The sequence below is a fragment of the Streptomyces parvus genome (assembly GCF_032121415.1).
GTDB lineage: Bacteria > Actinomycetota > Actinomycetes > Streptomycetales > Streptomycetaceae > Streptomyces > Streptomyces globisporus_A.
Genome location: NZ_CP135079.1, coordinates 658,248 through 681,829 on the forward strand (window position 1 = coordinate 658,248; position 23,582 = coordinate 681,829).

20 protein-coding genes are annotated in these 23,582 nt (G+C 73.1%); 9 read left to right on the forward strand and 11 right to left on the reverse strand.

Features of this window, described 5'->3' with window-relative positions; genetic code table 11:
* Position 1: 1 nt before the first annotated feature.
* Positions 2-4,294, reverse strand: coding sequence for a bifunctional nitrate reductase/sulfite reductase flavoprotein subunit alpha (locus RNL97_RS04020; protein WP_313750383.1), 4,293 nt, complete (start codon positions 4,292-4,294; stop codon positions 2-4).
* A gap of 349 nt (positions 4,295-4,643) precedes the next feature.
* Here RNL97_RS04020 and RNL97_RS04025 point away from each other — a divergent pair, with 349 nt between their 5' ends.
* The 4 genes from RNL97_RS04025 (at position 4,644) to RNL97_RS04040 (ending at position 9,066) form a co-directional block, all read left to right on the forward strand.
* Positions 4,644-5,384 (forward strand): class I SAM-dependent methyltransferase, encoded by a 741-nt coding sequence (locus RNL97_RS04025; protein ID WP_030588338.1) that lies wholly within the window; start codon positions 4,644-4,646, stop codon positions 5,382-5,384.
* Positions 5,381-6,529, forward strand: a complete 1,149-nt coding sequence (locus RNL97_RS04030; RefSeq protein ID WP_030588335.1) for a pyridoxal-phosphate dependent enzyme — start codon at positions 5,381-5,383, stop codon at positions 6,527-6,529. The genes RNL97_RS04025 and RNL97_RS04030 overlap by 4 nt, the downstream gene beginning before the upstream one ends.
* A complete protein-coding gene (locus RNL97_RS04035) occupies positions 6,526-7,752 on the forward strand; it encodes an ATP-grasp domain-containing protein (protein ID WP_313750384.1) in 1,227 nt (408 codons plus the stop codon). Before RNL97_RS04030 ends, RNL97_RS04035 begins: the two co-directional genes overlap by 4 nt.
* A gap of 66 nt (positions 7,753-7,818) precedes the next feature.
* Positions 7,819-9,066: an MFS transporter gene (locus RNL97_RS04040; RefSeq protein WP_030588329.1), complete on the forward strand. Its 1,248-nt coding sequence runs from the start codon at positions 7,819-7,821 to the stop codon at positions 9,064-9,066.
* A gap of 25 nt (positions 9,067-9,091) precedes the next feature.
* Here RNL97_RS04040 and RNL97_RS04045 read toward each other — a convergent pair whose 3' ends face one another.
* Both RNL97_RS04045 and RNL97_RS04050 read right to left on the reverse strand, forming a co-directional pair.
* On the reverse strand, positions 9,092-9,724 hold the full coding sequence (locus RNL97_RS04045) for a sigma-70 family RNA polymerase sigma factor (RefSeq protein ID WP_313750385.1): 633 nt from the start codon (positions 9,722-9,724) through the stop codon (positions 9,092-9,094).
* A 317-nt stretch (positions 9,725-10,041) separates the two neighbouring features.
* Entirely contained in the window at positions 10,042-10,716 is a 675-nt protein-coding gene (locus RNL97_RS04050) for a hypothetical protein (protein WP_030588323.1), read from the reverse strand.
* 225 nt (positions 10,717-10,941) lie between these two features.
* Here RNL97_RS04050 and RNL97_RS04055 point away from each other — a divergent pair, with 225 nt between their 5' ends.
* The 4 genes from RNL97_RS04055 (at position 10,942) to lnt (ending at position 15,297) form a co-directional block, all read left to right on the forward strand.
* On the forward strand, positions 10,942-11,952 hold the full coding sequence (locus tag RNL97_RS04055) for a ferric reductase-like transmembrane domain-containing protein (protein WP_030588320.1): 1,011 nt from the start codon (positions 10,942-10,944) through the stop codon (positions 11,950-11,952).
* 47 nt (positions 11,953-11,999) lie between these two features.
* Positions 12,000-12,869: a universal stress protein gene (locus RNL97_RS04060; protein WP_243313369.1), complete on the forward strand. Its 870-nt coding sequence runs from the start codon at positions 12,000-12,002 to the stop codon at positions 12,867-12,869.
* A gap of 66 nt (positions 12,870-12,935) precedes the next feature.
* Positions 12,936-13,448: a nuclear transport factor 2 family protein gene (locus RNL97_RS04065; protein ID WP_030588313.1), complete on the forward strand. Its 513-nt coding sequence runs from the start codon at positions 12,936-12,938 to the stop codon at positions 13,446-13,448.
* 157 nt (positions 13,449-13,605) lie between these two features.
* Positions 13,606-15,297 carry an apolipoprotein N-acyltransferase gene (lnt, locus tag RNL97_RS04070; RefSeq protein WP_313750386.1) on the forward strand — a complete coding sequence of 564 codons (1,692 nt, stop codon included), beginning with the start codon at positions 13,606-13,608 and terminating at the stop codon, positions 15,295-15,297.
* Here the strand turns inward: lnt and RNL97_RS04075 are convergent.
* Positions 15,221-16,126, reverse strand: coding sequence for a Gfo/Idh/MocA family protein (locus RNL97_RS04075; protein WP_030588307.1), 906 nt, complete (start codon positions 16,124-16,126; stop codon positions 15,221-15,223). The two genes, lnt and RNL97_RS04075, sit on opposite strands and share 77 nt — an antisense overlap.
* 456 nt (positions 16,127-16,582) lie before the next feature.
* Here RNL97_RS04075 and RNL97_RS33040 point away from each other — a divergent pair, with 456 nt between their 5' ends.
* Positions 16,583-16,876 carry a hypothetical protein gene (locus RNL97_RS33040; RefSeq protein ID WP_390334328.1) on the forward strand — a complete coding sequence of 98 codons (294 nt, stop codon included), beginning with the start codon at positions 16,583-16,585 and terminating at the stop codon, positions 16,874-16,876.
* Positions 16,877-16,906: 30 nt separating this feature from the next.
* On the opposite strand, the gene RNL97_RS04085 is transcribed toward RNL97_RS33040, so the two are convergent.
* The 7 genes from RNL97_RS04085 to RNL97_RS04115 all read right to left on the reverse strand — a co-directional run bounded on the left by RNL97_RS04085 (position 16,907) and on the right by RNL97_RS04115 (position 23,025).
* Positions 16,907-17,380 (reverse strand): hypothetical protein, encoded by a 474-nt coding sequence (locus RNL97_RS04085; protein ID WP_030588301.1) that lies wholly within the window; start codon positions 17,378-17,380, stop codon positions 16,907-16,909.
* A 122-nt stretch (positions 17,381-17,502) separates the two neighbouring features.
* Complete coding sequence (locus tag RNL97_RS04090; protein ID WP_313750387.1) at positions 17,503-18,186, reverse strand: uracil-DNA glycosylase; 684 nt, start codon at positions 18,184-18,186, stop codon at positions 17,503-17,505.
* A 102-nt stretch (positions 18,187-18,288) separates the two neighbouring features.
* Complete coding sequence (locus RNL97_RS04095; RefSeq protein WP_313751604.1) at positions 18,289-19,869, reverse strand: ABC transporter substrate-binding protein; 1,581 nt, start codon at positions 19,867-19,869, stop codon at positions 18,289-18,291.
* 118 nt (positions 19,870-19,987) lie between these two features.
* Positions 19,988-20,743, reverse strand: a complete 756-nt coding sequence (locus tag RNL97_RS04100) for an SDR family oxidoreductase (protein WP_030588293.1) — start codon at positions 20,741-20,743, stop codon at positions 19,988-19,990.
* A gap of 20 nt (positions 20,744-20,763) precedes the next feature.
* The gene (fabG, locus tag RNL97_RS04105) at positions 20,764-21,525 is read right to left on the reverse strand and encodes a 3-oxoacyl-ACP reductase FabG (protein ID WP_006122981.1); all 762 of its coding nucleotides are present in this window, start codon (positions 21,523-21,525) and stop codon (positions 20,764-20,766) included.
* Positions 21,526-21,763: 238 nt separating this feature from the next.
* Positions 21,764-22,147, reverse strand: coding sequence for a DUF3037 domain-containing protein (locus RNL97_RS04110; RefSeq protein ID WP_030588288.1), 384 nt, complete (start codon positions 22,145-22,147; stop codon positions 21,764-21,766).
* The gene (locus RNL97_RS04115) at positions 22,144-23,025 is read right to left on the reverse strand and encodes a HipA family kinase (protein WP_313750388.1); all 882 of its coding nucleotides are present in this window, start codon (positions 23,023-23,025) and stop codon (positions 22,144-22,146) included. Before RNL97_RS04115 ends, RNL97_RS04110 begins: the two co-directional genes overlap by 4 nt.
* Positions 23,026-23,582: the final 557 nt, after the last annotated feature.

Sequence of the window (23,582 nt, forward strand, 5' to 3'; positions counted from 1 at the left end):
GTCAGTACACGTCCCGTACGTATCTGCGGTCCGAGGCTAGCTGTTTGACCTGGGCGGCCGCCGCGTCGGGTTCGAGCCCCCCGTGGGCGACGGCGATGTCGCGCAGCGCACGGTCGACGTCCTTGGCCATGCGGGAGGCGTCGCCGCAGACGTAGAGATGGGCGCCGTCGCGGAGCCAGGACCAGAGCTGGGCTCCGTGCTCGCGCATCCGGTCCTGGACGTAGACCTTGGCCCGCTGGTCGCGGGAGAAGGCGGTGTCCAGCCGGGTGAGAGTGCCATCGCGGCTCATCGCGTCGAGCTCCTCGCGGTAGTAGAAGTCCGTGGCGCGGTGCTGCTCGCCGAAGAACAGCCAGTTGGCGCCCGAGTGGCCGAGCGCACGGCGTTCCTCCAGGAAGCCCAGGAACGGGGCGACTCCCGTACCGGGGCCGACCATGATCATCGGGGTGGCCGGGTCGGCGGGCGGGCGGAAGCGGTCGTTGCGCTGGACGAACACCGGGACGGGGCTGTCCGGTTCGGCGTCCGCGAGGAACGTGGAGGCGACGCCCTTGCGCATCCGGCCGAGGTCGCTCTCGTAGCGGATCACGGAGACGGTCAACCGCATCCGGTAGGGGTCCTCCAGCGGGCTGGAGGCTATGGAGTACAGCCGGGGGCGCAGCGGTCCCAGCACCTCGGCCCAGGTGGCGGCCGTGGCCCGTACCGGGTGCTCGGCAAGGACGTCCACCGCTTGCCGCCCCCACGTCCACCGGTCCCTCTCGCCCTTGTTGTCGGGGCGCAGCAGCTTCTTCAGGGACCGGTCCCCCGTGTGGTCGGCGATCAGGCGCAGCAGGTCCGGGGTGATGCGGGTGATGTCGAGGTGGCGGTACAGGGCCGTCTCCAGCGCGACCGGGCCGTGCCCGTCGATGTCCACCTCGGCGGCGGGATCGAGCCCGGTGACGGCGAGCCACTCCGCCACCAGGTCGCGGCAGTTGAGCGGCCGTACGCCGAGGGCGTCGCCGGCCGTGTACGTCAGGGGGGTGTCGGCGCGCCGCGTGTCGATCGTGAAGGCGCGCACCTCCTTCGTCGCACCGGGCAGGCTCAGGAGGCGGTTCCCCGTGAGGAGGGCGGTGACGGGCTCGGCCCTGGAGGGGCGGGCGGGCGGCTCCTCGCGCGGTGTCGCCCCTGCCGGTGCCGCACTCGTCACCGGCGTGGCTTCCGGCCCCGTGGTTCCCTCCGGCGCCGTCGTCTCCAGCGCCGCCCTGACCTCCTTGAGCCACTGGCCGAAGGGCTGCTCGTACTCCGGTTCGCAGTCGGTGCGCGGGACCAGCCGCTCCGCGCCCAGTTCGCCGAGGCGTTCGTCCAGGCGGCGGCCGTGGCCGCAGAAGTCGTCGTACGTGGAGTCGCCGAGGGCGAGTACGGCGTAGCGGACGCCTTCCAGGCGCGGGGTTTCGGGGGTGTTCAGCGACTCCCAGAAGCCGGAGCCGTTGTCGGGGGCGTCGCCGTCGCCGAAGGTGCTGGTGACCACGAGGAGGTCGGCCGGGGTCGGCAGTGCGTCGGGCGTCCCGTCGTCCATACCGAGGAGCGTGGTGCGGTACCCCTGGGCGGCCAGCGTCCGGGCCGCCGTCGCGGCGGCCTCCTCGGCGTTGCCGGTCTGCGAGGCCCACAGCACGACGACCGGCCGGCCCCCGTCCTCCGGAACGCCCGGCGGTGCCTCGGACGCGGCCCCGGGCTCCGCCGTCGCGGCCCTCTCGGGGAGCCGGGAGTAGGCGCCGGCCAGCACACCGTCGACCCACAGAGCGTGGTCCGGGGCGAACGGCGCGTCGGCCGGGAGCACCGGGGTGCCCGCAGGGCGGGCGCCGAGGCCCGCCAGGAATCCGGCCAGATAGCGACGTTCCGCGTCCGTCAGAACCGGTGGGGCGGTCTCCGGCAGCCCCAGGGCCCCCGCCAGCCCCGTCAGGTCCGCAAGCCCCGCCCGCTCACCCGATCCCGTGGGGCCGGCCGGCCCCATCCTGCCCGCCGGCCCCGTCGGGCCGGCCCCGCCCCCGGTGGCCGCCGGACCGAGGGCGCCGGTGTGCTCGGGCCGGTCCGCCGTGGCGGGAGCGAGGCGCACCGCCGGGGCCGCGACCTTCGCCAGCCGGACCGCGCACACCTTCAGCTCCGGCTGGAACGAGATCGGGTCGACCGCGTCGTTCGTCACCGCGTTGACACCGAGGTACTCGCCGAACAGATCGTTCCAGTGGAAGGGCGCGAAGCACTCCCCCGCCGCGACCCGGTCCGTGATCCGGGCCGGGAGCACCGCGCGGCCGCGCCGGGACGCGACCTCGACGCCGTCGCCCTCGGCCAGGCCCAGGGCGGCCGCGTCGTCGGGGTGGATCTCCACGAAGGGGGCGGGGTCCAGACGGTTCAGTTTGGTGATCTTCGCCGTCTTGGTGAGGGTGTGCCACTGGTGCTGGAGCCGCCCGGTGTTGAGGACGAACGGGAAGTCCTCGTCGGGCATCTCGGCGGGCGGCAGGTGCGGGCGGGCATGGAAGACCGCCCGGCCGCCGGGCAGCGGGAAGGCGAGCCTGGGCACGCTGCCGTCGGGCCGTACGGCCAGCTCCTGGCTGACGCCGTCGTTGAGGTAGCGCACGGGGTTGCGTGCGGGTCCTTCGACGTCCGCGCTCGGCCACTGGACGGGCGTCCCGCGCAGTCGCTCGTACGTCACGCCCCGCAGGTCGTAGCCGGTGCGCGGGTTCCAGGCCCGGGTGATCTCGGCGAAGATCTCCTCGGCACTCGTGTAGCCGAAGGCGTCCTCGTACCCCAGGGCGCGGGCGACCTCCGCGATGATCCGCCAGTCCGGCCACGCCTCCCCGGGCGGGTCGGTGGCACGGCGGGAGAGGGTGAGGGTGCGCTCCGAGTTGATCATCACGCCCTCGGACTCGGCCCAGAGGGCGGCGGGCAGGACGATATCGGCGTACGCGTTGGTCTCGGTGTCGGCGAACACGTCCTGGGTGACGACGAATTCGGCGGCTTCCAGACCCTCGATGACGGTACGGCGGTTGGCGACCGAGGCGACCGGGTTGGTGCAGATGATCCAGCAGGCCTTGATCTCCCCCTCGGCCATGCGCCGGAACATGTCGACGGTGCCGCTGCCCGAGCCGTCCGCGCGCAGGATGCCGGGCTCGATGCCCCACAGCTCCTCGGTGAAGGCGCGGTCCTCGTCGGACAGGACCGATCGCTGGCCGGGCAGGCCGGGCCCCATGTAGCCCATTTCGCGGCCGCCCATCGCGTTGGGCTGGCCGGTGAGCGAGAACGGTCCGCTGCCGGGGCGGCAGATGGCCCCGGTCGCCAGGTGCAGGTTGATCAGGGCGTTGGTGTTCCAGGTGCCGTGGGTGGACTGGTTGAGTCCCATCGTCCAGCAGCTCATCCACTCGCCCGCCTCGCCGATCCAGCGGGCCGCCTGCCGGATGTCGTCCTCCGGGATGCCGGTGATCTCCGCGACCGCGGCGGGCGGGTAGTCCCGGAGGAAGGCGGGCATCTGCTCCCAGCCCTCAGTGTGCTCGGCGATGAACGCGGGGTCGGTGTGCCCGTTCTCGACGAGGAGGTGCAGCAGGCCGTTGAGGAGAGCCAGGTCGGTACCGGGCCGGATGCGCAGATACAGGTCCGCCTTGGCGGCGGTGGCGTTGCGCCGGGGATCGACGACGATCAGCCTCGCGCCCGCCTTGACGCGCTCCATCATCCGCAGGAAGAGGATCGGGTGGCAGTCGGCCATGTTGGCGCCGGTGACGAGGAACACGTCGGCGTGGGCGAAGTCCTCGTACGAGCCGGGCGGCCCGTCCGCGCCCAGGGACAGTTTGTAGCCGCTGCCCGCGCTCGCCATGCAGAGCCGGGAGTTGGACTCGATGGTGTTGGTCCGCAGGAAGCCCTTGGCCAGCTTGTTGGCGAGGTACTGCGCCTCCAGCGTCATCTGGCCGGATACGTAGAGGGCCACCGCGTCCGGGCCGTGGGTGTCCAGCACGGACCGCAGCCGGCGTGCCGTCTCCGCGATGGCGGCGTCCCGGCCGAGCGGGGCGGGCTGCTCGCTGCGGTCGGCGCGGGCCAGGGCGGTGGTCAGCCGGCCGGGTGCGGCGAGGAGGTCCGCGCCGGTCGCGCCCTTGGTGCACAGCCGTCCGGCGTTCGACGGGTGCTCCTTGTCGCCGGAGGCCTTCACGACGGTGCGGCGGCCGTCGGGCCCGGCGGCGATGTCGAGGACGATCCCGCAGCCGACACCGCAGTACGAGCAGACCGTACGCACCCGGTCGGTGGCGGGGGCGTCCGGCGGCGGGGTCGGCACGGTCATGGGCGGGGCCCTTCGGGGGCGGGCGTTCCCGGAGGGACGCGGGGCGGGCGGCGGTTGCTCCCGAATCTAGGAAAGGCCCGTTACCCAGGGATGACACCGGGCGAACAACGCCGGTTACGTCGCCTGCACACCGGCCGGGAACCTCCGGTGAGGCTTCCCGGCACGGGCCCCCGACGCCGGCCGGTGATCGCGCGGGAACTTCCCGGCCGGGGCGGCCGACTACTGGAGAGACACCGGGTGCGGACGGCCTCCCGGTGACGGAAGCGGCGGCCTTGACGACGGGGCGGCCGCCGGGATGACCGCCGCAGTACACCCACGGGGCCCCTGGCCCGGGAGGAGACCGCGAGGCATGCACTGGTACGAGGACGACGCGCTCTGGTCGGATTTCGCCGCGACGATGTTCCCACCGGCACGGGCCGAGTCCGCCGCCGCCCTGGTCGCGTCCTCTCCGCTGCTGGACTTCCCACCGGGCACGAGGGTCCTGGACCTGTGCTGCGGCCCGGGCCTCTTCGTGGTGCCGCTGGCGGGCCGCGGGTACGAGGTGACGGGCGTCGATCTCTCCCCGTCGATGCTGGGGAGCGCCCGTACCGCCTGCGACGCGGCTGGCGCCGCGGTCCGGCTGGAACGTGCCGACATGCTCACGTACCGGGAGCCGGGCGCCTTCGACGTGATCCTGAACGTCTTCACGTCGTTCGGCTACTTCGAGGAGGCCGAGGACAACCTCCAGGTGCTGCGCAACGCCCATGAGAGCCTCGCGCCGGGCGGACAGCTGCTGGTGGACGTGATGGGCAAGGAGGTACTGGCGGGCTGGATCGGACGGCCGCAGGCGGTCGACCTGCCCGACGGCTCCTATGTCGTCCAACGCGACACCGTCCTCGACAGCTGGCGGCGCCTGCGCACGGACTGGACGCTGGTGCGCGGCACGACGGCCCGCACCGCCTCCATCACCTCCTGGCTCTACTCGGCGGCCGAGCTGCACGCCCTCTTCGAGAGCGCGGGCTTCACCGACGTGGAGTGCTTCGGCGGGTTCGACGCGTCCGGCTACGACCAGCGCTCGGACCGGCTCATCGTGCGCGGGCGGCGCAAGTGAGGGCGGGGGCGGACGCCCGTCCGCGCAGCGTCCCCGCCGCGACGGTCCACGACCACATCACCGACGCGGTGAAGACCCCGGACCTGATCCGGCTGACCGACGACGTCGTCCTCGCCCGCTTCGAGACGATGAAGGTGTACGCCGCCCTCGGCGCGGTCCGCTCGCTGCTGCGCCGAGGCCGGGTGGTCCCCGGGCAGACCCTGGTCGACAGCTCCAGCGGCATCTACGCGCTGGCCCTCGCCATGGCCTGCCACCGTTACGGGCTGCGCTGCCACATCGTCGCCTCCACCACCGTGGACGCCACCATGCGGGCGCAGTTGGAGATCCTCGGCGCGACGGTCGACGCGATGCCGCCCTCGCAGAGCCTGCGTCTGGACCAGGAGCTGCGCGTACGCCATGTGCGCCGGCTGCTGGCCGAACGGCCCGACTTCCACTGGATGCGGCAGTACCACGACGGGGTTCACCACGAGGGCTACCGGGAGTTCGCACAGCTGCTGACGGGGGCGCTGCCGGAAGGTCCGCTGACGGTGGTCGGCGCGGTCGGCACGGGTGCGTCGACCGGTGGACTGGCGCGTGCGCTGCGGGAGTCGGGGCGGTCGGTGCGGCTGGTGGGCATCCAGCCGTTCGGCAGTGTGACCTTCGGGAGCGAGCGGTTCGAGGACCCGGAGGCGATCATCGCGGGTATCGGCAGCTCGATCCCGTTCGGGAACGTCCGGCACGAGCTGTACGACACCGTCCACTGGCTGGACTTCCGCCATGCGATGGCCGGGGCGGTCGGACTGCTGCGGGAGCACGCGGTGTTCGCGGGTCTCTCCACCGGGGCGGCCCATCTGACGGCCTCCTGGGAGGCGGCCCGCGAGCCCGGGCGGCTCCATCTGGTGCTGGGCGCCGACACCGGACACCGGTACGCGGAGCGGGTGTTCGCCCGGCACGCCGAGGCCCTGGACCCGGCGGGGCTGCGGCCCCGGACCATCGTCTCGCCGGACGACCTGCGGCCGCCGTGGTCGGTGATGGAGTGGGCCGGGCGCGCCGCTCCGGAGGCCGCCAGGACCGCCGAGGGCGCCTGGCCCTCCGAGGGCGATGTCCCCTCCCCGTCCGCGTCCCCCTCCCCTTCCTCCGTACCGAGCGTGGAGCTGCTGCCATGACGATCGTCGCACTGGAGTCCCTGTCCTTCGGCCTCGGACGGATGGCGGCGGCCGCCGCGGAGGCGGGCCACCGGCTGTGCCTGCTGACCGGCGACCGTGCGGTCTACCGGCACGAGCTGGCGGTGCTGCCGCCGGACGCGCTGGACGTCGTCGATGTCGACACGTGGGACCAGGACGCCGTCCGGCGGGCGCTGGACGCCGTGCCGGACCTGGCCGGGCTGATCAACACGACGGACACCTGGAGCCTGCCGGCCGCCGAACTGGCCCGCGAACGGGGGCTCCCGGGGCCGGACCCGGAGTCCGTGACGCTGCTGCGGGACAAGCGCCGGGTCCGGGAGACGCTCCACGCACACGGGTTGAGCCGCAGTACGGCCATGACTGTCCCGCCGGGTCCCGAAGGCGCCGGGGAGGTGCTGCGGGCAGTGGGGCTGCCCGCGGTCCTGAAGGACTCGGCGGGCACCTCGTCCCGCCATGTGTGGATCGCGCCCGACGAGGAGGCCCTGCACCGGGCACTGGCGGATGCCGCCGAACAGCGCCTGACGGGAACGCTGTTCGCCGAGGCGTTCCTCGCCGGTCCGCTGTACAGCGCGGAGACCCTCAGCTGGGCCGGGACCACCCGGCTGCTCGGGGTGCTGAGCCGCCAGACGTCCCGGGCGGCCGTGGTACGGGAGGAGGCGGCGGCGTTCCCGGTGGCGCTGCCGGAGGCCGACCGGGCCGCGATCGAGGCGTGGGCGGGCCGGGTCCTGGCGGCCGCCGGGCATGAACGGGGCTTCGCCCATGTGGAGTTCATCCTGACGGCCGACGGGCCCGAACTGGTCGAGATCAACCGGAGGATCGGCGGGGCACTGGTCGGCGAGGTGCTGTGCCGCACGCTGCGGACCAACGTCTACACGGCGATGATGGACGAAGCCCTGGGCCTCCGTCCAGCGCTGCTGGACGCCCCGCTCGACACCGAAGGCCCCGCGTACGGCTTCGTGTTGGTGTACCCGGAGCGGCCCGGGGTGCTGAAGGGCTGGCTCGGGCTCGACGAACTCGCCGCCTTTCCCGGGGCGGTGGAGTGGTTCCCGGTGCGCGAGCCCGGCGAGAGCGTGGTCCACGTCGGCGACCAGCGGGGCTGCACGGGCATGGTGCTGGCCGAGGGGCGGACGGCGGAGCTGGCCCAGCACCGGGCGTGGAGCGCGGCCGTCCGGGTCCGCCCGGTCGTCATCGCGGACGAGCCGTGAGAGCCGAGTCCGCAGGAGGGCCGGGTGGTGCCGGGCCCACGGCCGAAAAGCGCCCCGGAGCGCCGGGTGCGCGGTGAACGGGCGAACGCACGGCCCCGGTTCACCGGCCCCCAGCGGTTCCTGCTGGCGGGCTCGTTCCTGATCACGCTGGGCAGCTTCGCCGTGCTGCCCTACATGTCGGTGCTGCTGCACCAGCGGCTCGGCCTCGGGCTCGGCACGGTCGGCTTCGTGCTGGCCGTCGCCTCGCTGGTCCAGTTCGCCGGGGGCGCGGTCGCGGGCCCGGTGACCGGGCGGATCGGGCTGCGGCGGGCGATGCTGCTGGCGCTGGCGCTGCGTACAGCGGGGTTCGCCGCGTTCGTACCCGGGCTGACCAGTCCGGTCCTCGCGGTCGGGGCACTGCTGCTGGTGTCGGCGGGTGCGGCGTTGTATCTCCCGGCCAACAAGGCGTACTTGGTGGACGGCGCGCCCGGCACGGCCCGCCCCCGGCTGCTGTCGGCGAGCGGTTCGGCGTTCAACGCGGGGATGGCGCTGGGCCCTCCGGCCGCCGCGCCCCTCGTCATGGGCTCGCCCGGGGTGCTGTTCTCCTGCGTCACCGTACTGTTCGCGCTCGTCGGCGCCGGGCACGCCCTGCTGCCGCGGGGAGCGGCGGACGGGGGCGAGGAGACCCGGTCCGCCGCTCCGGGCCGGGTTGCGAACGCTCCGCGCCGCCCGGGGCCTTCGCCGTTCGTCGTGACGGTGCTCAGCGTGTACGCGTTCATGTTCTTCCAGCACTACCTGGCGCTGTACGCGGTCCCCCGGACGTCGGCCGCCTTCTACGGGGCCGTCCTGACGGGGTACGCGGCCCTCCTCGTCGTCGCCCAGCCGCTGCTGGCGGAACGGGTCGCCGCGCTGAGCTACCCGGCCGCGTTGCGGTGGGGGTTCGGGGCGATGGCGGCGGGCATGGCGGCGATCGGCGCGGGAGGGCACGCGGGGATCGCGGTGGGCGGGGCGCTGCTGTGCCTCGGGGAGATCGTGCTCTTTTTCAAGAACGACCTGGAGGCGCTGGCCCGTTCGGCCGCCGCCCCGGCGAGCGTGTTCGGGCGGCAGCGGCTGGCGGCGGGCATCGGCGCGTTCGCGAGCGGGGTGGTGGGCGGTCAGCTGTACGGGGCGGCGGAGGCGGCGGGCTCGGTGCGGGGGTTCTGGGCGGCGGTCTGCCTCCAGTGCCTGCTGCTGCCGGTGTTCCTGCTCCGCCGCCGTACCGCCCGGGCCCCCGAGGGATCCCGGGCGGACGCCGCCCAGGGGGTGTCCGGCGGATCAGGGCCGGACTCGCCCTAAGGCGTACCGGGCGCCGTGGCCACGGTCACGATCCGCAGGACACGCCGCGAGCGGCGCCGGGAGCGGGTTCGGCCGGTTCCGCGCGCCACTGTCCGGCGAGTTCGCGGCGGGCGCGCGCCACGCGGGAGCGGACCGTGCCGATCGGGCAGCCCGCGGCGGCCGCGGCCTCCTCGTAGGACGCGCCCAGCAGCTGGGTAAGGACGAACGCCTGGCGGCGGGCCGGGTCCAGTCGGCGCAGGGCGTCCAGCACCGCGGCGGACTCCTCGAATCCGGGCAGATGGCGGGGCTGGGCGCGTTCCGCGGCGGTCTGCCAGTCCGCGGTGTCGGCGGTCCGGGGGCGTACGGCGGCCGCCCGGTGCCGGTCGATGACGACGCGCCGCGCGATCGACATCAGCCAGGTCCGGGCGCAGGACCGCCCCGCGAACCGGGCCAGTCCGCTCATCGCCCGCAGGTAGGTCTCCTGGGCCAGGTCGTCCGCGCCCGGGGCGTCGGAGCTGAGATAGGCGACGAACCGGCGGACGTCCTCGTAGGTCGCCCGGACGAACCGGTCGGCGGCCTCCCGGTCCCCGCCGCCCGCGGCCAGCGCCCAGTCGGTGATCTGCCCGTCGTTCTGCCGGGCGGCCGGGACCCGGGGACGGGGCGGACGGGTGGCGGACACCCGGAGGACCGGCGGCCGGGAGACGGGGGGCCGGACGGGCGGCGCGGCAGCCGGTGATGCGGCGGCGGCCGGCCGTACGGCGGTCCGGGCCACGGCGGCGGGTCGCGCGGCGGCCGGTAGCGCGGGAGCAGGAAGTGTCACAGCAGTCCTTCGCGTCCTTGCGGAGCCGCGGCAGCGGTCGCCCGGCTCCGGTGGCCGGTTCCGTGCCGGACGCGCCGCTGGGGCGGGCCCGGGGGGACCGGCATGCCTGTCACGGGTGTGCGAGGGCGCACACCCGTACCGCCTCCGGAGCACAGCGGCCGGAGGGCGGATGGAGGTCAGAGGAAGCGGAGGGAGAGCGGGGGCCCGCGCCGGGAGATGGCGTGCAGGGCGAGAAGGTCCTGGGGGCGGCGGCCGGCCCGGCGCCGGGTGCGCCGCCGGGCGGGCGGCACGGGGGCGGGCGGCGTCGCGGACCACAGGCGCCAGGCCGTCCGCAGCGGGGCGCGGACGAACAGCACCAGGCAGCGGCCCAGCCGGGCGAGGGCGACCTCGCCGCGCCACAGCCACCAGCCGCAGACCAGCCCCGCCAGCGCGTGGGCGACGGCCATGCCGAGGGTGAACAGCGTCCCGTCGAAGGCGGCCAGAAGCCCCATCAGGTCCGACGGGCCGCCGATCGGGACCTCGTGCGCGGAGTGGCCCATGGCACCCGAGGCATGGTGCCCACCGCCCGCGTGGTGCGCGCCGGCGCCGGACGGCAGCCAGGATCCGGCACCGGAGAAGAAGGCGTGCAGCCCCACCTGTCCCAGGACATGGGCGGCGACGGTCGCCGGAGCGCTCCGTTCCCGCGCGGCGAGCCACCATCCCGCCCCGCACACCGGCAGCAGCGCGGCGGCCTGGACGAGCAGGGGCAGGGACGCGCCGGACATCAGCGCGTGGCCGAGCCCGGACACGGCGACGCACACGACCGCGAACAGCGCGGTGCGCCCGAGTCGGAGTGCGGTTCCGGCTCCCATGGCAGCCATGGTGCCAGCCGCACCCACCCGGGCGGGAAGAGCACCAGATGCCGAAACAACGGGAGTTCGCCTCGTTTGCCCCACCGGCACTGCATGTGATCCATGTCACATGGCACTGCTGGGAACTTTCCCCTCCCGCCGCCCGACTGCTCCAACAACGCGTCTGCGTACGCCTCGTGGCCCGGGGCCGCCGCACCCGCCCCCATCCCGCCCCGAAGAGGCCGCATGACGAACCCGCCCCCCGCCCCCGAACCGGCGGCCGCCGAGGCGCCCGTAACCACCGCACCCGGCGACCGCCAGGTCCCCGGACCCCGCCCGCCGGGAGAGCCGAGACGGCCGACGCTCCGCTCCGACCTGCGGGCCTCGTGGCCCGACGGGCTGGTGGCGCTCGTCATCACCGCGGCGGTCTTCGTCCTGCTCTACATACGCATCCGCAACAAGACCTCCTCCACGGTCACCGTGATGCCGTTCATGGCCGACGCGGGCGGCTTCTGGATGTACTTCCTCAGCCAGGCGTTCGGCTGGTCCGCCCTGCTCTGGGCCTGGGGCACGGTCATCCTCGGGCTGATGCTGTCCGGACCGCGGCCGGGCCGCCTGCCGCTGTCGGGCCCCCGGCTGGAACGCCTGCACCGCACCACAAGCCTCAACACCATCGCCCTGATCGCGGCCCACGCCCTGCTCTTCGCGGCGGAACTGGTCCGGCACGACACGGCCGCCTGGAACTCCGCCGTCGCCACCGCCTTCGTGGAGGCCTTCGTCCCCGGCGGCTACGACTCCGGTACCGGGCAGATCGCCATCCCCGTCGGCCAGGCCGCGCTCTACCTCGCGATCCCGCTCGGCCTGCTCTTCTACGTACGCCACCGCATCGGCCCCAAGACCTGGCGGGTCCTGCACCGCTGTGTGATCGCCGTCTACGTCCTCAGCGTCTGGCACACCCTGCTGTACGGGACCAACGTCTGGTACGACGGCTGGTTCCGCACCAGCGTCTGGCTGCTCCAGCTCCCGATCGCCGCCCTGCTGCTCCTGCGGCTGCTGCGGCCCGCCCGCCGCTCCGAGAAACTGCCCGCCCGCCCCGGGGCGGGCGCCGGGGCCCGTACGGGGTGGGCTCTGCGGCTGGGCGGCCGGCTCGCGGTGGTGGCGATCGTGGTGGCCCTGATCGCCGTCGTGGCCGGCGGCAGGGACGGCGGGCGCAGCATGCCCCCGGACGACACCTCCTCCACCCACAACCACGACTAGGACACCACGGACGAGCGCTGTCGGCCCGGCGACGTACGCTCGGGGGCATGACCACCAACGATCTTCCCGTGATCGCCGCAGTCGACGGTTCCACGCACAGCCGGCAGGCGCTGGACTGGGCCACGCGCGAAGCCGTGCGGCGCGGGCTGCCGCTGCTGATCGTCCACGTCCGCCCGCTCACCCGGCAGGTCGACGAGGAGACCGGGCGGCGCGAGGCCGAGGCGCTCCTGGCCGAGTCGGTACGCCGGAGCGCGCTCATCGCCCCGGAGCTGCGGCCGTCGACGCTGGCCCCGCTGGACTTCCCGTCGGCGGCCCTGGTCTCGCTGGGCCGGGACGCGTCGATGATCGTGGTCGGATCGCGCGGACTCGGCGGCTTCCGCTCGCTGATGATCGGTTCCAACAGCCTCGCCACCGCGTCGATGGCGAGCTGTCCCGTCGTCGTGGTGCAGGACGACCGCCCCGAGGGGGACGACGACCGGGGTGCGGACGCGGACGCCTTCACCGACATCGTGGCGGGGGTGGCCGCCGACGAGAGCAGCGAGGCGGTCCTGGAGTTCGCCTTCGCCACCGCGGCCTCCCGGCCGGGGGCCCGGCTGCGGATCGTCCACGGCTGGACGATGTTCTCCTCGATGCTCGCGGGCGGCCCCGTCCTGGACCGGCAGGAGGCCGCGGGGTCCGCCGCCCGGACGCTGGCCGAGCTGACCTCGGGCTGGCACGAGAAGTACCCGCAGGTGGAGGTCGTCCGGGAGCCGGTCAACGGTTCCGCCTCGCGCACCCTGGTGACCGCGTCGGCGACGGCGGCCCTGACGGTGATCGGCCGCCGCAAGGGCGGTGAGTCGCTCGGGCTCGGGCTGTCCCCGGTGGCGCAGACGGCGGTCACGCACGCGCTGGGACCGGTCGCCGTCGTCCCCTGCTGAGGCTGTTCCGTCTCCTGTGGACGCAGGACTCTTGGCCTGGCGGGCGGCGTGACCGAGACTTGGCCGATGACACAGCGTGTGGCGCTCGCGACCGTGCTGGACCGGCTTGCCATCGATGCGGTGATCACCGGATATGCGGTGGCCGTCGACGAGGGGGCCTGGTCGGACTACGGCGCCCTGTTCACCCCGGACGGCCGGGCGGACTACCGGAGCGCGGGCGGCGTGGAGGGTCCGGCCGACGAGGTCGCCCGGTGGCTGGAGGAGACGATGCGTCTCTTCCCCGTACGCCAGCACCTGATCGTCAACCGCCGGATCGACCTGGAGGATCTGGGCGGCTACCCGGGCGACCGGGCCGAGGTGCGGGCCGACTACCTCAATCCGATGTGCCTGGCCCGGCAGGCGTCGAGCGGTTCGGACGCGGACGCGCCGGGCGAGGCGGATGCCGGGCGGTCGGGCGCCGCCGCGCCCGACTTCGTGACCGGCGGCCGCTCCACCTTCGCACTGCACCGCGCCGAGGCGGGCTGGCTGATCCGCACGGTCGCCGTACACGAGAAGTGGCGCCGGGCCCCGGGGCCGTAGAGCCTGTCGTCAAACCTCCACCTGCTGGAGCCGTCCGCCGTGCCCCGCTCGGCCCGCGTCCTGTGTCCGGCGGGGATCACCTCCCCCACACTGGGTACCCAGGGGTCGACGCGGTGACGGCGATCGCCCGCCCGCGCAGGACCGAGGAGGGCACGGCATGCGCATCCAGGGCGGGCGTCTCCAGGTCGGCCGGAACGCGGCCGACACGTCCGGAAGCGGTGGCTCCGGCACGCCCGGAGCCGGGTCGGCGGCAGGCGGCCGGGACTCCACCGGCGCCGGGCGGCTCGCGTCCCCCTGGCCCCGGGCCGCTGCCCTTCTGCTCGCCGGGGCGCTGCCCGCGCTCGCCTTTCCCGCGCCGGGGCTCTGGTGGTTCGCCTACGGGGCGCTGGTCCCCTGGCTGTTGCTGATCCGCACGGCGCGCACGCCGCGCCGCGCGGTGCTGGACGGGTGGATCGGCGGCATCGGGTTCGTCATCGCCGTGCACCACTGGCTGATGCCGAGCCTCCATGTCTTCATCGTGTTGCTGGCCGCCCTGCTGGGACTGCTCTGGGCCCCCTGGGGCCTACTGGCGTCCCGGCTCCTCGGCGGCTCCCCCTCCGCGCGGCGTGCCGTGGCCGCCGTGGTCGTCGTGCCCTCCGGGTGGCTGCTGATCGAACTGATCCGGTCCTGGGAGGGGCTCGGCGGGCCCTGGGGGCTTCTCGGCGCGAGTCAGTGGGAGTTCTCCCCCGCCCTGCGGGTCGCCTCGGTGGGCGGGGTGTGGCTGGTGAGCCTGTCGGTGCTGGCGGTGAACACCGGCGTGGCCCTTTTGATCGCCGCTCCTCCCGCCCGTACGGCCGCCGGGGTCCTGCTCCTGGTGTGCGCCCTGTCCGTCACCGCGATGTGGGCCTGGGCGCCCCGGCCCGAGAGCGCGGGCACGGTCAGGATCGCCGTCGTACAGCCGGGGATCGTGGAGGGGCCGAGGAGCGTGGCGCGCCGCCTCGACCGGGGCGAGGAGCTGACCCGTCCGCTGGCGGGCCGGGGCGTGGACCTGGTGGTGTGGGGCGAGAGCAGCATCGGCGCGCAGGCGTGGGAACGCCCGGAGACCGCTCGGCGGCTGGCGGAGCTGTCCCGTCTGGTGGGCGCGGATCTGCTGGTCAATGTGGACGCCCGGCAGACGGATGGTTCGGGGCGGTCGGGAATCTTCAAGTCGGCGGTGCTCGTCGGTCCCGACGGGCCGACCGGGGGCCGCTACGACAAGATGCGTCTGGTCCCGTTCGGCGAGTACGTCCCGGCCCGCTCCCTGCTGGGGTGGGCGACCTCCGTGGGCAAGGCGGCGGGCGAGGACCGGCTGCGCGGCGAACGCCAGGTGGTGATGGCTCTGCCGGACGGCGCGAGCGGGCTGCGGATCGGCCCGCTGGTCTGTTTCGAGACGGCGTTCCCCGACATGAGCCGCAGGCTGGTGCGCGACGGTGCGCAGGTGCTCGTCGCGCAGTCCGCCACCTCGACGTTCCAGGACAGCTGGGCCCCGGCGCAGCACGCGTCGCTGGGGGCGCTGCGAGCCGCGGAGAACGGCCGCCCGATGGTCCACGCCACGCTCACCGGGATCAGTGCGGCGTACGGGCCCCGGGGCGAGCGGGTGGGCCGCCCGCTCGGCACGGACGCGAGCGCGGCGGAGGTCTTCGACCTGCCGCTGGCCCGCGGGGAGACGCTCTACGGCCGGTTCGGCGACTGGCCGGTGTACGGGGCGTTCGCGGCGCTCGCCGCGCTGTGCGCCGTCGAGGGGCTGCGGGCGCTCAGGCGGCCTGCTCCAGGGCCTCCCGGACCACCCGCTCGCACAGCTCATGGGTCGCCAGGGCGTCCCGGGCGCTGAGCGTCTCGCCCCGGCGCACGGCGCCGAGGAATGCATGGACACAGGCCTCGATGCCGCGCTGCCGGGCCACGGGGACCCAGTCGCCGCGCCGCAGCACCGAGGGCCGGCCCTTGTGGTCGACGATGTCCGCGAGGTTGAGGACCTGTCGTTTGGTGTCCTGGCCGGAGACTTCGAGGATCTCCTCGGTCGATCCGTTCAGCCGGTTCATCATGCCGATCGCGGTGAATCCGTCGCCGGACAGCTGGAGCACCACGTGGTGCATCAGGCCGTCCACGATCCGGGCCCGCACGGTGGTGTGGTCGACGGTGCCCGGGGCCAGGTAGCGCAGGGTGTCGACGACGTGGATGAAGTCGTCGAGGATCATCGTCCGGGGGTCCTCGGGCAGTCCGACGCGGTTCTTCTGCATGAGGATCAGCTCGCGCGGGTGCTCCGCGCACTGCGCGTAACCCGGGGCGAAACGGCGGTTGAAGCCGACGGCGAGGCTGACACCGCGTTCCTCGGCGAGGTTCACCAGCCGTTCGGACTCGGCGTACTCGTAGGCGATCGGCTTGTCGACATAGGTGGCGACGCCGGCGTCGAGGAGGCGTTCCACGATCTGCGGGTGCACGGCGGTCGGGGCGTGTACGAACGCCGCGTCCAGCCCCGCGTCGAGGAGGGAGTCGAGGGTCTCGTGACGGCCCTCGGCCGGAACGCGGTGGGCGTCGCCGACCGCCTGGAGCGTGGCGGGGGTGCGGGTCTGCAGATGCGGTTCGACCCCCGGTACGGCGGTGAGCACCGGCAGGTACGCCTTCTGCGCGATGTCGCCCAGTCCGATGCAACCGATCTTCACGAGGGTCTTCCTGTCGCCGTGCGGGCCGCTGTGCGCGGCTGTTCGCGCCCCGGCAGCATACGTCGCCGCCGCCTGCGGCCCGGCTGCCGGTCCGCCACAAAACCCCTGGCCAGCCCCGTGATCATGGGTCACGTTGACTCCCGATGTTGCTGCCGGACGTCAGTGGACCCCGGTCAGCGCGGTGCGGGGCGCCGTGCTGACCGGGTCACTCGTGCGGGCCATTCCCCGCCCACCCGGTCCCCCGGGGCCGGGCCGCACCGCAGAGTTGCCCGGGTGCAGAGAACCAGAATCGCCGTGAAACTCCTGGTCGGGTTAGCGGCCACCGCCGTCTCCGGATGCGTCTCCGTGGCGCCTGGGACCGTTCCTTCCCCGCCGCCCGGTCCGGGAGCCACCGGGCCGGCCCAGGACGTGGCTGCGCAGATCGTGCAGCCCCCCGCCCGTGAGGGGTTGGAGGTCGTGCCGGATCCGAGCCCCCCGCCGGCCTGGCCCTCCTCCCCCGCCCCTCCGGCCGCCGGCTCCCCCGCAGAGGTCCGGGGCGCCGGACCGGTGGGGGCCGCCCGGCCGCCCGAGCGCGCGGACCCGCCGCAGCGGCGGGCGCCCGACCGGGCCCCGAGGGTTCCGTCCGTCAGCGTGCCCGTCCTGCCACGCGTCCCCGGCGGCGCGGACGTCTGTGCGCTCGGCCGGGGGTACGGCGGCTGGCCTGCGGGCAGCCCGCAGGCCCGCATCTGCTCGGAGGCCTACGGCCGCTGACGCCCCCCGGGGCCTGCGGGGTCCCCGGGGTCACTGTTCCCGCAGGCGGAGCTCCAGGCGGTCGATGGCGGCGCGGACCCCGCCGCCGTACCCGTCGTCCGCGAGGGACTCGGCCGCGGCACGGGCCCGCTGGAGGTGGATGCGGGCGGAGTCGGGGCGCTGGAGCTTGAGGTAGTCCGCCGCGAGGTTGAGGTGCAGCGAGGGGTAGAACGCCCGGACGGCCGGAATCTCCCGGTGCTCCGCCGCCCGCCCCTCGCCCGCCCCCTCGGCGGCCGTCAGGGCGCGCAGGTCCCAGGCCAGCTCGTCACCGGGGTCGTCCTGGGTGTCGGCCATGTAGTGCGCGAGGGTGCAGCGGTGGAGGGCGTCGCCGTCCGCTCCGAGCTCCGACCAGAGCGCGCCGAAGCGGTTGCGGGCCTCCTCCCGGTCACCTCCGTGGAGCAGCATGATCGCCTGGCCGATCCTGGTCATGACGGCGTCCTCGGACGCCTCCTGCCGCTCCACCACTGCGCTCTCCTCGTCGCCCGTCCGGCCGGTCACCCGTCCGTCCGACGCTAACGCCGGGCTTCCGCATAACCGGTCAGACACCCCCTGGGAGGGTGTCTTGCCGATCGTGCCGGGGGAACCCGTCAGCCGAGGTCGGGGATCCGCCAGTCGATCGGCTGGTGCCCCTGGGCGGCCACGGCCTCGTTGATCTGCGTGAAGGGGCGGGAGCCGAAGAACTTCTTGGCGGAGAGCGGCGAGGGGTGCGCGCCCTTCACCACGATGTGGCGCTCCTCGTCGATCAGGGGCAGCTTCTTCTGCGCGTAATTTCCCCAGAGCACGAAGACCGCCGGGTCGGGCCGGTCGGCGACGGCGCGGATCACGGCGTCGGTGATCTTCTCCCAGCCCTTGCCCTTGTGGGAGTTGGCCTCGCCGCCCCGGACGGTCAGCACGGCGTTGAGCAGGAGGACGCCCTGTCGGGCCCAGGGCATCAGATAGCCGTTGTCCGGGATGGGCAGGCCCAGCTCCTGCTGCATCTCCTTGTAGATGTTGCGCAGCGACGGCGGCGTCTTGACCCCGGGGCGCACGGAGAAGCAGAGCCCGTGCCCCTGGCCCTGGCCGTGATACGGGTCCTGGCCGAGGACGAGGACCTTCACCTGGTCGTAGGGCGTGGCGTCCAGGGCGGCGAAGACCTGCTCGCGGGGCGGATACACGGGGCCCTTGGCCCGCTCCTCCTCGACGAAGTCCGCCAGCTCCTTGACGTACGGCTTCTGCAGTTCTTCGCCGAGGACGCCGCGCCAGGACTCGGGCAGCAGGTCGATATCGGTCACGTCCACAACCTCCGGTGAGCAACAGGTTCTTGATCCCAGAACCTACCGGTGGCCACTGACAACGGGCCCCGAGGAGGCCCGTCGTCCCTTCCGCCGGGTCCTCTACCAGCTGGCCTTGCGGTACAGCTCCCACAGCTGCATGACGGTCTGCGGGTCGAGCGCCCGCTCGCCGCCGCCGATGTCCTCGCCCGCCGCGACGTACAGCTTGCCCTGCCACAGCGGCAGCAGGCGGACGTCGTCGACGAGGATCTCCTGGGCCCGCTCGAACTGCTTGCTGACCGCTCCCCGGTCGCTCTCCTGGCGCGAGGCGGGGATCAGCTGCTGGGTGATCTCCTTGTTGATGTACGGGCTGCCGGTGACGGGCTCCTGGCCCACGAACGGGGCGACGAAGTTGTCGGGGTCCGGGAAGTCGGGGAACCAGCCACGGCCGAAGACGGGGTACTCACCCTTGTTGAAGCCTTCCTGGAACTTCTGCCAGGGCTCGCCCCGCAGCGTGATCTTGAACAGTCCGGACTCCTCCAGCTGCCGCTTGAGCTCCTCGAACTCGGGCTCCGTGGCGGATCCGTAGCGGTCGGTGGTGTACCAGAAAGTCATCTTCACGGGCTCGGTGACACCGGCCCCGGAGAGGATGTTCTTCGCCTTCTTCACATCCGTGTCGCCGTAGGCGTCGAAGAAGCTCGTGGTGTGTCCGGCGATGCCCTTGGGGATCATGGAGTAGAGGGGCTCGGCGGTGCCCCGGTAGACCTTCTCGACCAGCGCGTCGCGGTCGACGACATGGGCGATGGCCTTGCGGACGGCGGGGTTCGCGGCGGCCGGGTCCTTCGGGTTGAAGACCAGGAAGCGGATGTCGGCGCCCGTGCTCTCGACGATCTGGAGGCCGGCGTTGTCGTCCTTGTTGTCCTCCAGGCTGACGACCTCCTCGGCGGTCAGACCCCGGTAGGTGGCGTCGATCTCGTCGGCCTTGAGCGCGCTCACCATGTCCGCGGACTTCTCGAAGTAGCGGATGGTGACCGCGTCGTTCTTCCGGTTGGCGAAGCCCTTGTAGTCCGGGTTCTTCTTCAGCTCGGCGGTCTTCCGGCCCTCGTAGGACTCCAGGAGGTACGGGCCGGAGCCGGTGACCTTGCCGTCGTCGCGGATCTTGTCCTTGCGGTAGTCGCCGGGGGCGACGAGCGACATGGCGGGCGTTGCGAGGATGAACGGGAACGTGGCGTCGGACTTGTTCAGGTGGAAGACGACCGTGTCGTCGCCCTTGGTCTCGATGCGGTCCAGCGAGCCGAGCATCCCGGCCGGGCCGCCCTTGAAGTGGATGTCCACGACGCGGTCGATGGAGTACTTCACGGCCTCGGCGTCGAGCTTCTCGCCGTTGGAGAATTCGAGGTCCTTCTTGAGCGTGCACCGGTACGCCATGCTCGTCGCGTCGGTGAACTTGCAGGATTCCGCCGCGTCCGGCTCCGGGCTCGTACTGCCGGTGGGGAAGCTCACCAGGGTCTGGTAAACGTTCCGCATCAATTCCCAGGAACCGTCCCAGGCCGCCGCCGGATCGAGTGTGGACGGGGAGCTGGTCGTCCCGACGGTTATCTTCTGGTCCGTTTCCGATCCGCTGTCGGAAAGGAGACCGCAGCCGGCAAGCAGAGAAAGGGAAGCAAGGGCTGCAGCAGCCTGCAGACTGGCCCGGTAGAACACGCGCACGCTCCTCGATCAGCCATGGGTCGGCAGACCATACCGCAGCGCCCCGCCAGGTCAATCCGCTGACCCGGCGGGGCACTTGACTCAATCGGGGCCAAATCGGTTCAGGCTGCTCTCAGCCCACGCCCGCGTTGAGGAAGATTCCTCCGTCGACCACGAGGGTCTGCCCGGTGATCCAGTCGGACTGTGCGGAGGTAAGGAAGGCCGCCGCGCCTCCGATGTCCTCGGGCACACCGAGCCGGCCCAGCGGGTAGGCGGCGGCCGCCTCCGCTTCACGGCCCTCGTAGAGCGCCTCGGCGAACTTCGTCTTGACCACGGCCGGGGCGATCGCGTTGACCCGGACGACCGGGGCGAACTCGTGCGCCAGCTGGGCGGTCAGGTTGATCATGGCCGCCTTCGACATCCCGTACGCGCCGATGAACGGCGAGGGGGCGACGCCGGCGACGGAGGCGATGTTGACGATCGCCCCGCCGTTCTCCTTCTGCCATGCCTTCCAGGTCTGCTGGGCGAAGCCGAGCGCCGAGATCACATTGGTCTCGTAGACCTTGCGGGCCACGTTGAGGTCGAGCTCCGCCATGGGTCCGAAGACCGGATTCGTCCCGGCGTTGTTGACCAGGTAGTCGACCCGGCCGAACGCCTCCATCGTGCGCTCGACCGCCGCGGCCTGGTGCGCCTCGTCGTGCGCCTTGCCCGCGATGCCGACCACCCGGTCGGAGCCGAGCCGCTCCACGGCCTCCTTCAGGGCGTCCTCGCCCCGCCCGGTGATGACGACCCGGTCGCCGCGGGCGACGAGCGCCTCGGCGATCCCGTAGCCGATGCCCCGGCTGGCGCCCGTGACGAGGGCGACCTTTCCGCTGTCCTGCACCGTCATGATGTCCGCTGCCCTTCGGATCAGTTGAGGGGTCCGCCGGCCACGTACATGACCTGGCCGGAGACGAAGCCCGCGTCGTCGCCCGCGAAGAAGGCGATGGCGTTCGCGACGTCCTCGGGACGGCCGACACGCTGGACCGGGATCTGCGTGGCGGCCGCCGCCTGGAACTCCTCGAAGCCCATGCCGACGCGCTCGGCGGTCTGCGCGGTCATCTCGGTGACGATGAAGCCGGGCGCGACGGCGTTGGCGGTGACGCCGAACTTGCCGAGCTCCTTGGCGAGCGTCTTGGTGAGGCCCTGGAGCCCCGCCTTGACCGCGGAGTAGTTGGCCTGGCCCCGGTTGCCGAGGGCCGAGGAGGAGGAGAGCGAGACGATCCGGCCGAACTTGGCCTCGACCATGTGGGCCTGGACGGCCTTGGCCATCAGGAACGCGCCCTTGAGGTGCACGTTCATCACGATGTCCCAGTCGGACTCGCTCATCTTGAACAGCAGGTTGTCGCGGAGCACGCCCGCGTTGTTCACGAGGATCGTCGGCGCGCCCAGCTCGGCGGCGACCCGCGCGACGGCGGCTTCCACCTGACCGGCGTCCGACACGTCGCAGCCGACGGCCAGCGCGGTGCCCCCGGCGGCGGTGATCTTCTCGACCGTGTCCTTGCAGGCCGCTTCGTCGAGATCGAGTACGGCGACGGCGCGGCCCTCGGCCGCGAGGCGTACGGCGGTGGCGGCGCCGATGCCCCGCGCCGCTCCCGTCACGATGGCGACGCGCTGCTCGGTGGTGGACATGCTTGGTTCTCCTCGCCCTTGGATAGCGGCTCAGCGGACAGCGGGGCGCTTGCCCGCCAGTCCCTGACACTCCCTGGCGGAAAGACCCCCGATTGCTGAGCAACCGCTTAGTACCTTCAGCAGACGAGACGCTAGAAGCCCTGGCACCCGGTGTCAACGGCGCACGCCCCGGCGGGCCGTACGTCACACCGGGCGGGAGCGTCCGCCGCCGGCCGTCGCGGCCCGGCCGGGGCGCGGATCAGCGCACGAGGAGGTCGAGCAGCCGTTCCACCTCACCGGCCGGGTCGGTGGTCAGCCCGCTGTGCACCGCCCCGGGCTGGACGACCGTGGAGCGCGGGGCGATCAGCCAGCGGAACCGCCGTCCGGCGTCGTCGCCCGCAGCCTGGCCGGCCTCCGCACCGCCGCCGCAGACCCCTTCGACGGCGCGCAGGGCGGCCCGCACCCCGACGACGTCGGCGGCCGGGTCGAGCGCCTTCAGCTTCGCCTCGTCGAGGTACGTCCGGGCGGCCACGAAGGAGTGGGCCCGGCAGTAGACGAGCACCCCGGCGTTGAAGCACTCCCCCCGCTCGACCCGGGGCACGACGCGCAGGAGCGCGTACTCGAAGACATCGCGCCGCGTCATCGGCCGCTCTCCTCGCCGGTACGGGCGACCGCCGCGGCGCGGTCGCCGCCCGCGGCCTGCTTCCGCCGCGGGGGCAGCCGGTCGGTGAGCCAGCCCGGGGCCTGGGAGGGCCGGGTCGCGGTGGGCGCGTCCAGCGTGATCCGCTCGTGGATGGTCGCGGCCCGTGCGAGCAGCGGGGCGACATAGGCCCGGCGCACCTCGTCGGCGGAGTCGAAGCCGGGCTCGTCGGCCAGCCAGACGTCCGGCACATCGGCGGCCACTTCGGTGAGCAGTTGCTCGGTGACCAGCGGGGCGAGCTCGGCGGCCGCGGCCGCGATGTCCGGCCCGAAGGGGGCCAGGACGTGGTCGGAGGCGTTGTACGGCTTGGCGGCGGAGGCCCGGGCGCCCGGCCAGTTGTGGTGCCAGATCATGGTCGCGCCGTGGTCGATGAGCCAGAGGTCGCCGTGCCAGACGAGCAGGTTGGGGTTGCGCCAGGAGCGGTCCACGTTGTTGATCAGCGCGTCGAACCAGACGATCCGCCCGGCCTCGGCCGCCCCGACCTCGTAGGCGAGCGGGTCGAACCCGAACGAGCCCGGCAGATAGTCCATCCCGAGGTTCAGCCCACCGCTCGCCCGGAGCAGCTCCTGCACCTCCTCGTCGGGCTCGGCGAGACCGATGACGGGGTCGAGCTCGATGGTCACCAGCTCGGGCACCCGCAGCCCCAGCCGCCGGCCGAGCTCTCCGCAGATGATCTCGGCGACGAGCGTCTTGCGCCCCTGCCCGGCCCCGGTGAACTTCATGACGTACGTGCCCAGGTCGTCGGCCTCGACGATCCCTGGGAGCGAGCCACCCTCCCGCAGGGGCGTGACATAGCGGGTCGCTACGACTTCTTGCAACACTTTCCCAGGTCACCCATCTTTTCAGCCTTACAATCAACGGAGGACTACTGCCGGGCGCAGAGGCGGGAACCGCCGGTCGACGGCGCCGGGGAGAATCTGGGGAGTTTCGGCTAGCGAGCCGATGCCCCGCCCTTCCCAAGCAGACCGTCGATGGTGCCGCGCCCCCTTGCTGCCGGCATCCGGCATGAAGTGAGCATAGTAACCGAGAGTGATCGCCGGCGAGGAATGTCCGAGCCACCGCGCCATGGTCACGACGGACTCTCCGGCTTCCAGGATGGTCGAGGCGTAGGTGTGCCGAAGCACGGGGAAACCGTCCGTTCGGGGCCGCCGCCCACTGCCAGGCTTTCGTCCCCTCGGCACGTGGCGGGATGACACCGGCCTTGGCCAAGGCCGGCTTGCAGGTGTAGGTGTTCCATGTGTTCCCCGCGATGGCGTTGCCGAAGCGGGTGGTGAGCAGCAGGGAAGACTTCTTCCTCTCCCCCTCCGGCTTCCCCCACGGCAGCTCCATCCCAACTGGCGGGAACACTTCGATGTGACGCCTGAGTTCCTCGGCCACC

Excerpts from the sequence above, each read along its gene's own strand:
- RNL97_RS04020 (WP_313750383.1), bottom strand. The coding sequence starts at position 4,294 with ATGACCGTGCCGACCCCGCCGCCGGACGCCCCCGCCACCGACCGGGTG.
- RNL97_RS04025 (WP_030588338.1), top strand. The coding sequence starts at position 4,644 with ATGCACTGGTACGAGGACGACGCGCTCTGGTCGGATTTCGCCGCGACG.
- RNL97_RS04035 (WP_313750384.1), top strand. The coding sequence starts at position 6,526 with ATGACGATCGTCGCACTGGAGTCCCTGTCCTTCGGCCTCGGACGGATG.
- RNL97_RS04050 (WP_030588323.1), bottom strand. The coding sequence starts at position 10,716 with ATGGGAGCCGGAACCGCACTCCGACTCGGGCGCACCGCGCTGTTCGCG.
- RNL97_RS04055 (WP_030588320.1), top strand. The coding sequence starts at position 10,942 with ATGACGAACCCGCCCCCCGCCCCCGAACCGGCGGCCGCCGAGGCGCCC.
- RNL97_RS04060 (WP_243313369.1), top strand. The coding sequence starts at position 12,000 with ATGACCACCAACGATCTTCCCGTGATCGCCGCAGTCGACGGTTCCACG.
- RNL97_RS04065 (WP_030588313.1), top strand. The coding sequence starts at position 12,936 with ATGACACAGCGTGTGGCGCTCGCGACCGTGCTGGACCGGCTTGCCATC.
- lnt (WP_313750386.1), top strand. The coding sequence starts at position 13,606 with ATGCGCATCCAGGGCGGGCGTCTCCAGGTCGGCCGGAACGCGGCCGAC.
- RNL97_RS04100 (WP_030588293.1), bottom strand. The coding sequence starts at position 20,743 with ATGACGGTGCAGGACAGCGGAAAGGTCGCCCTCGTCACGGGCGCCAGC.
- fabG (WP_006122981.1), bottom strand. The coding sequence starts at position 21,525 with ATGTCCACCACCGAGCAGCGCGTCGCCATCGTGACGGGAGCGGCGCGG.
- RNL97_RS04110 (WP_030588288.1), bottom strand. The coding sequence starts at position 22,147 with ATGACGCGGCGCGATGTCTTCGAGTACGCGCTCCTGCGCGTCGTGCCC.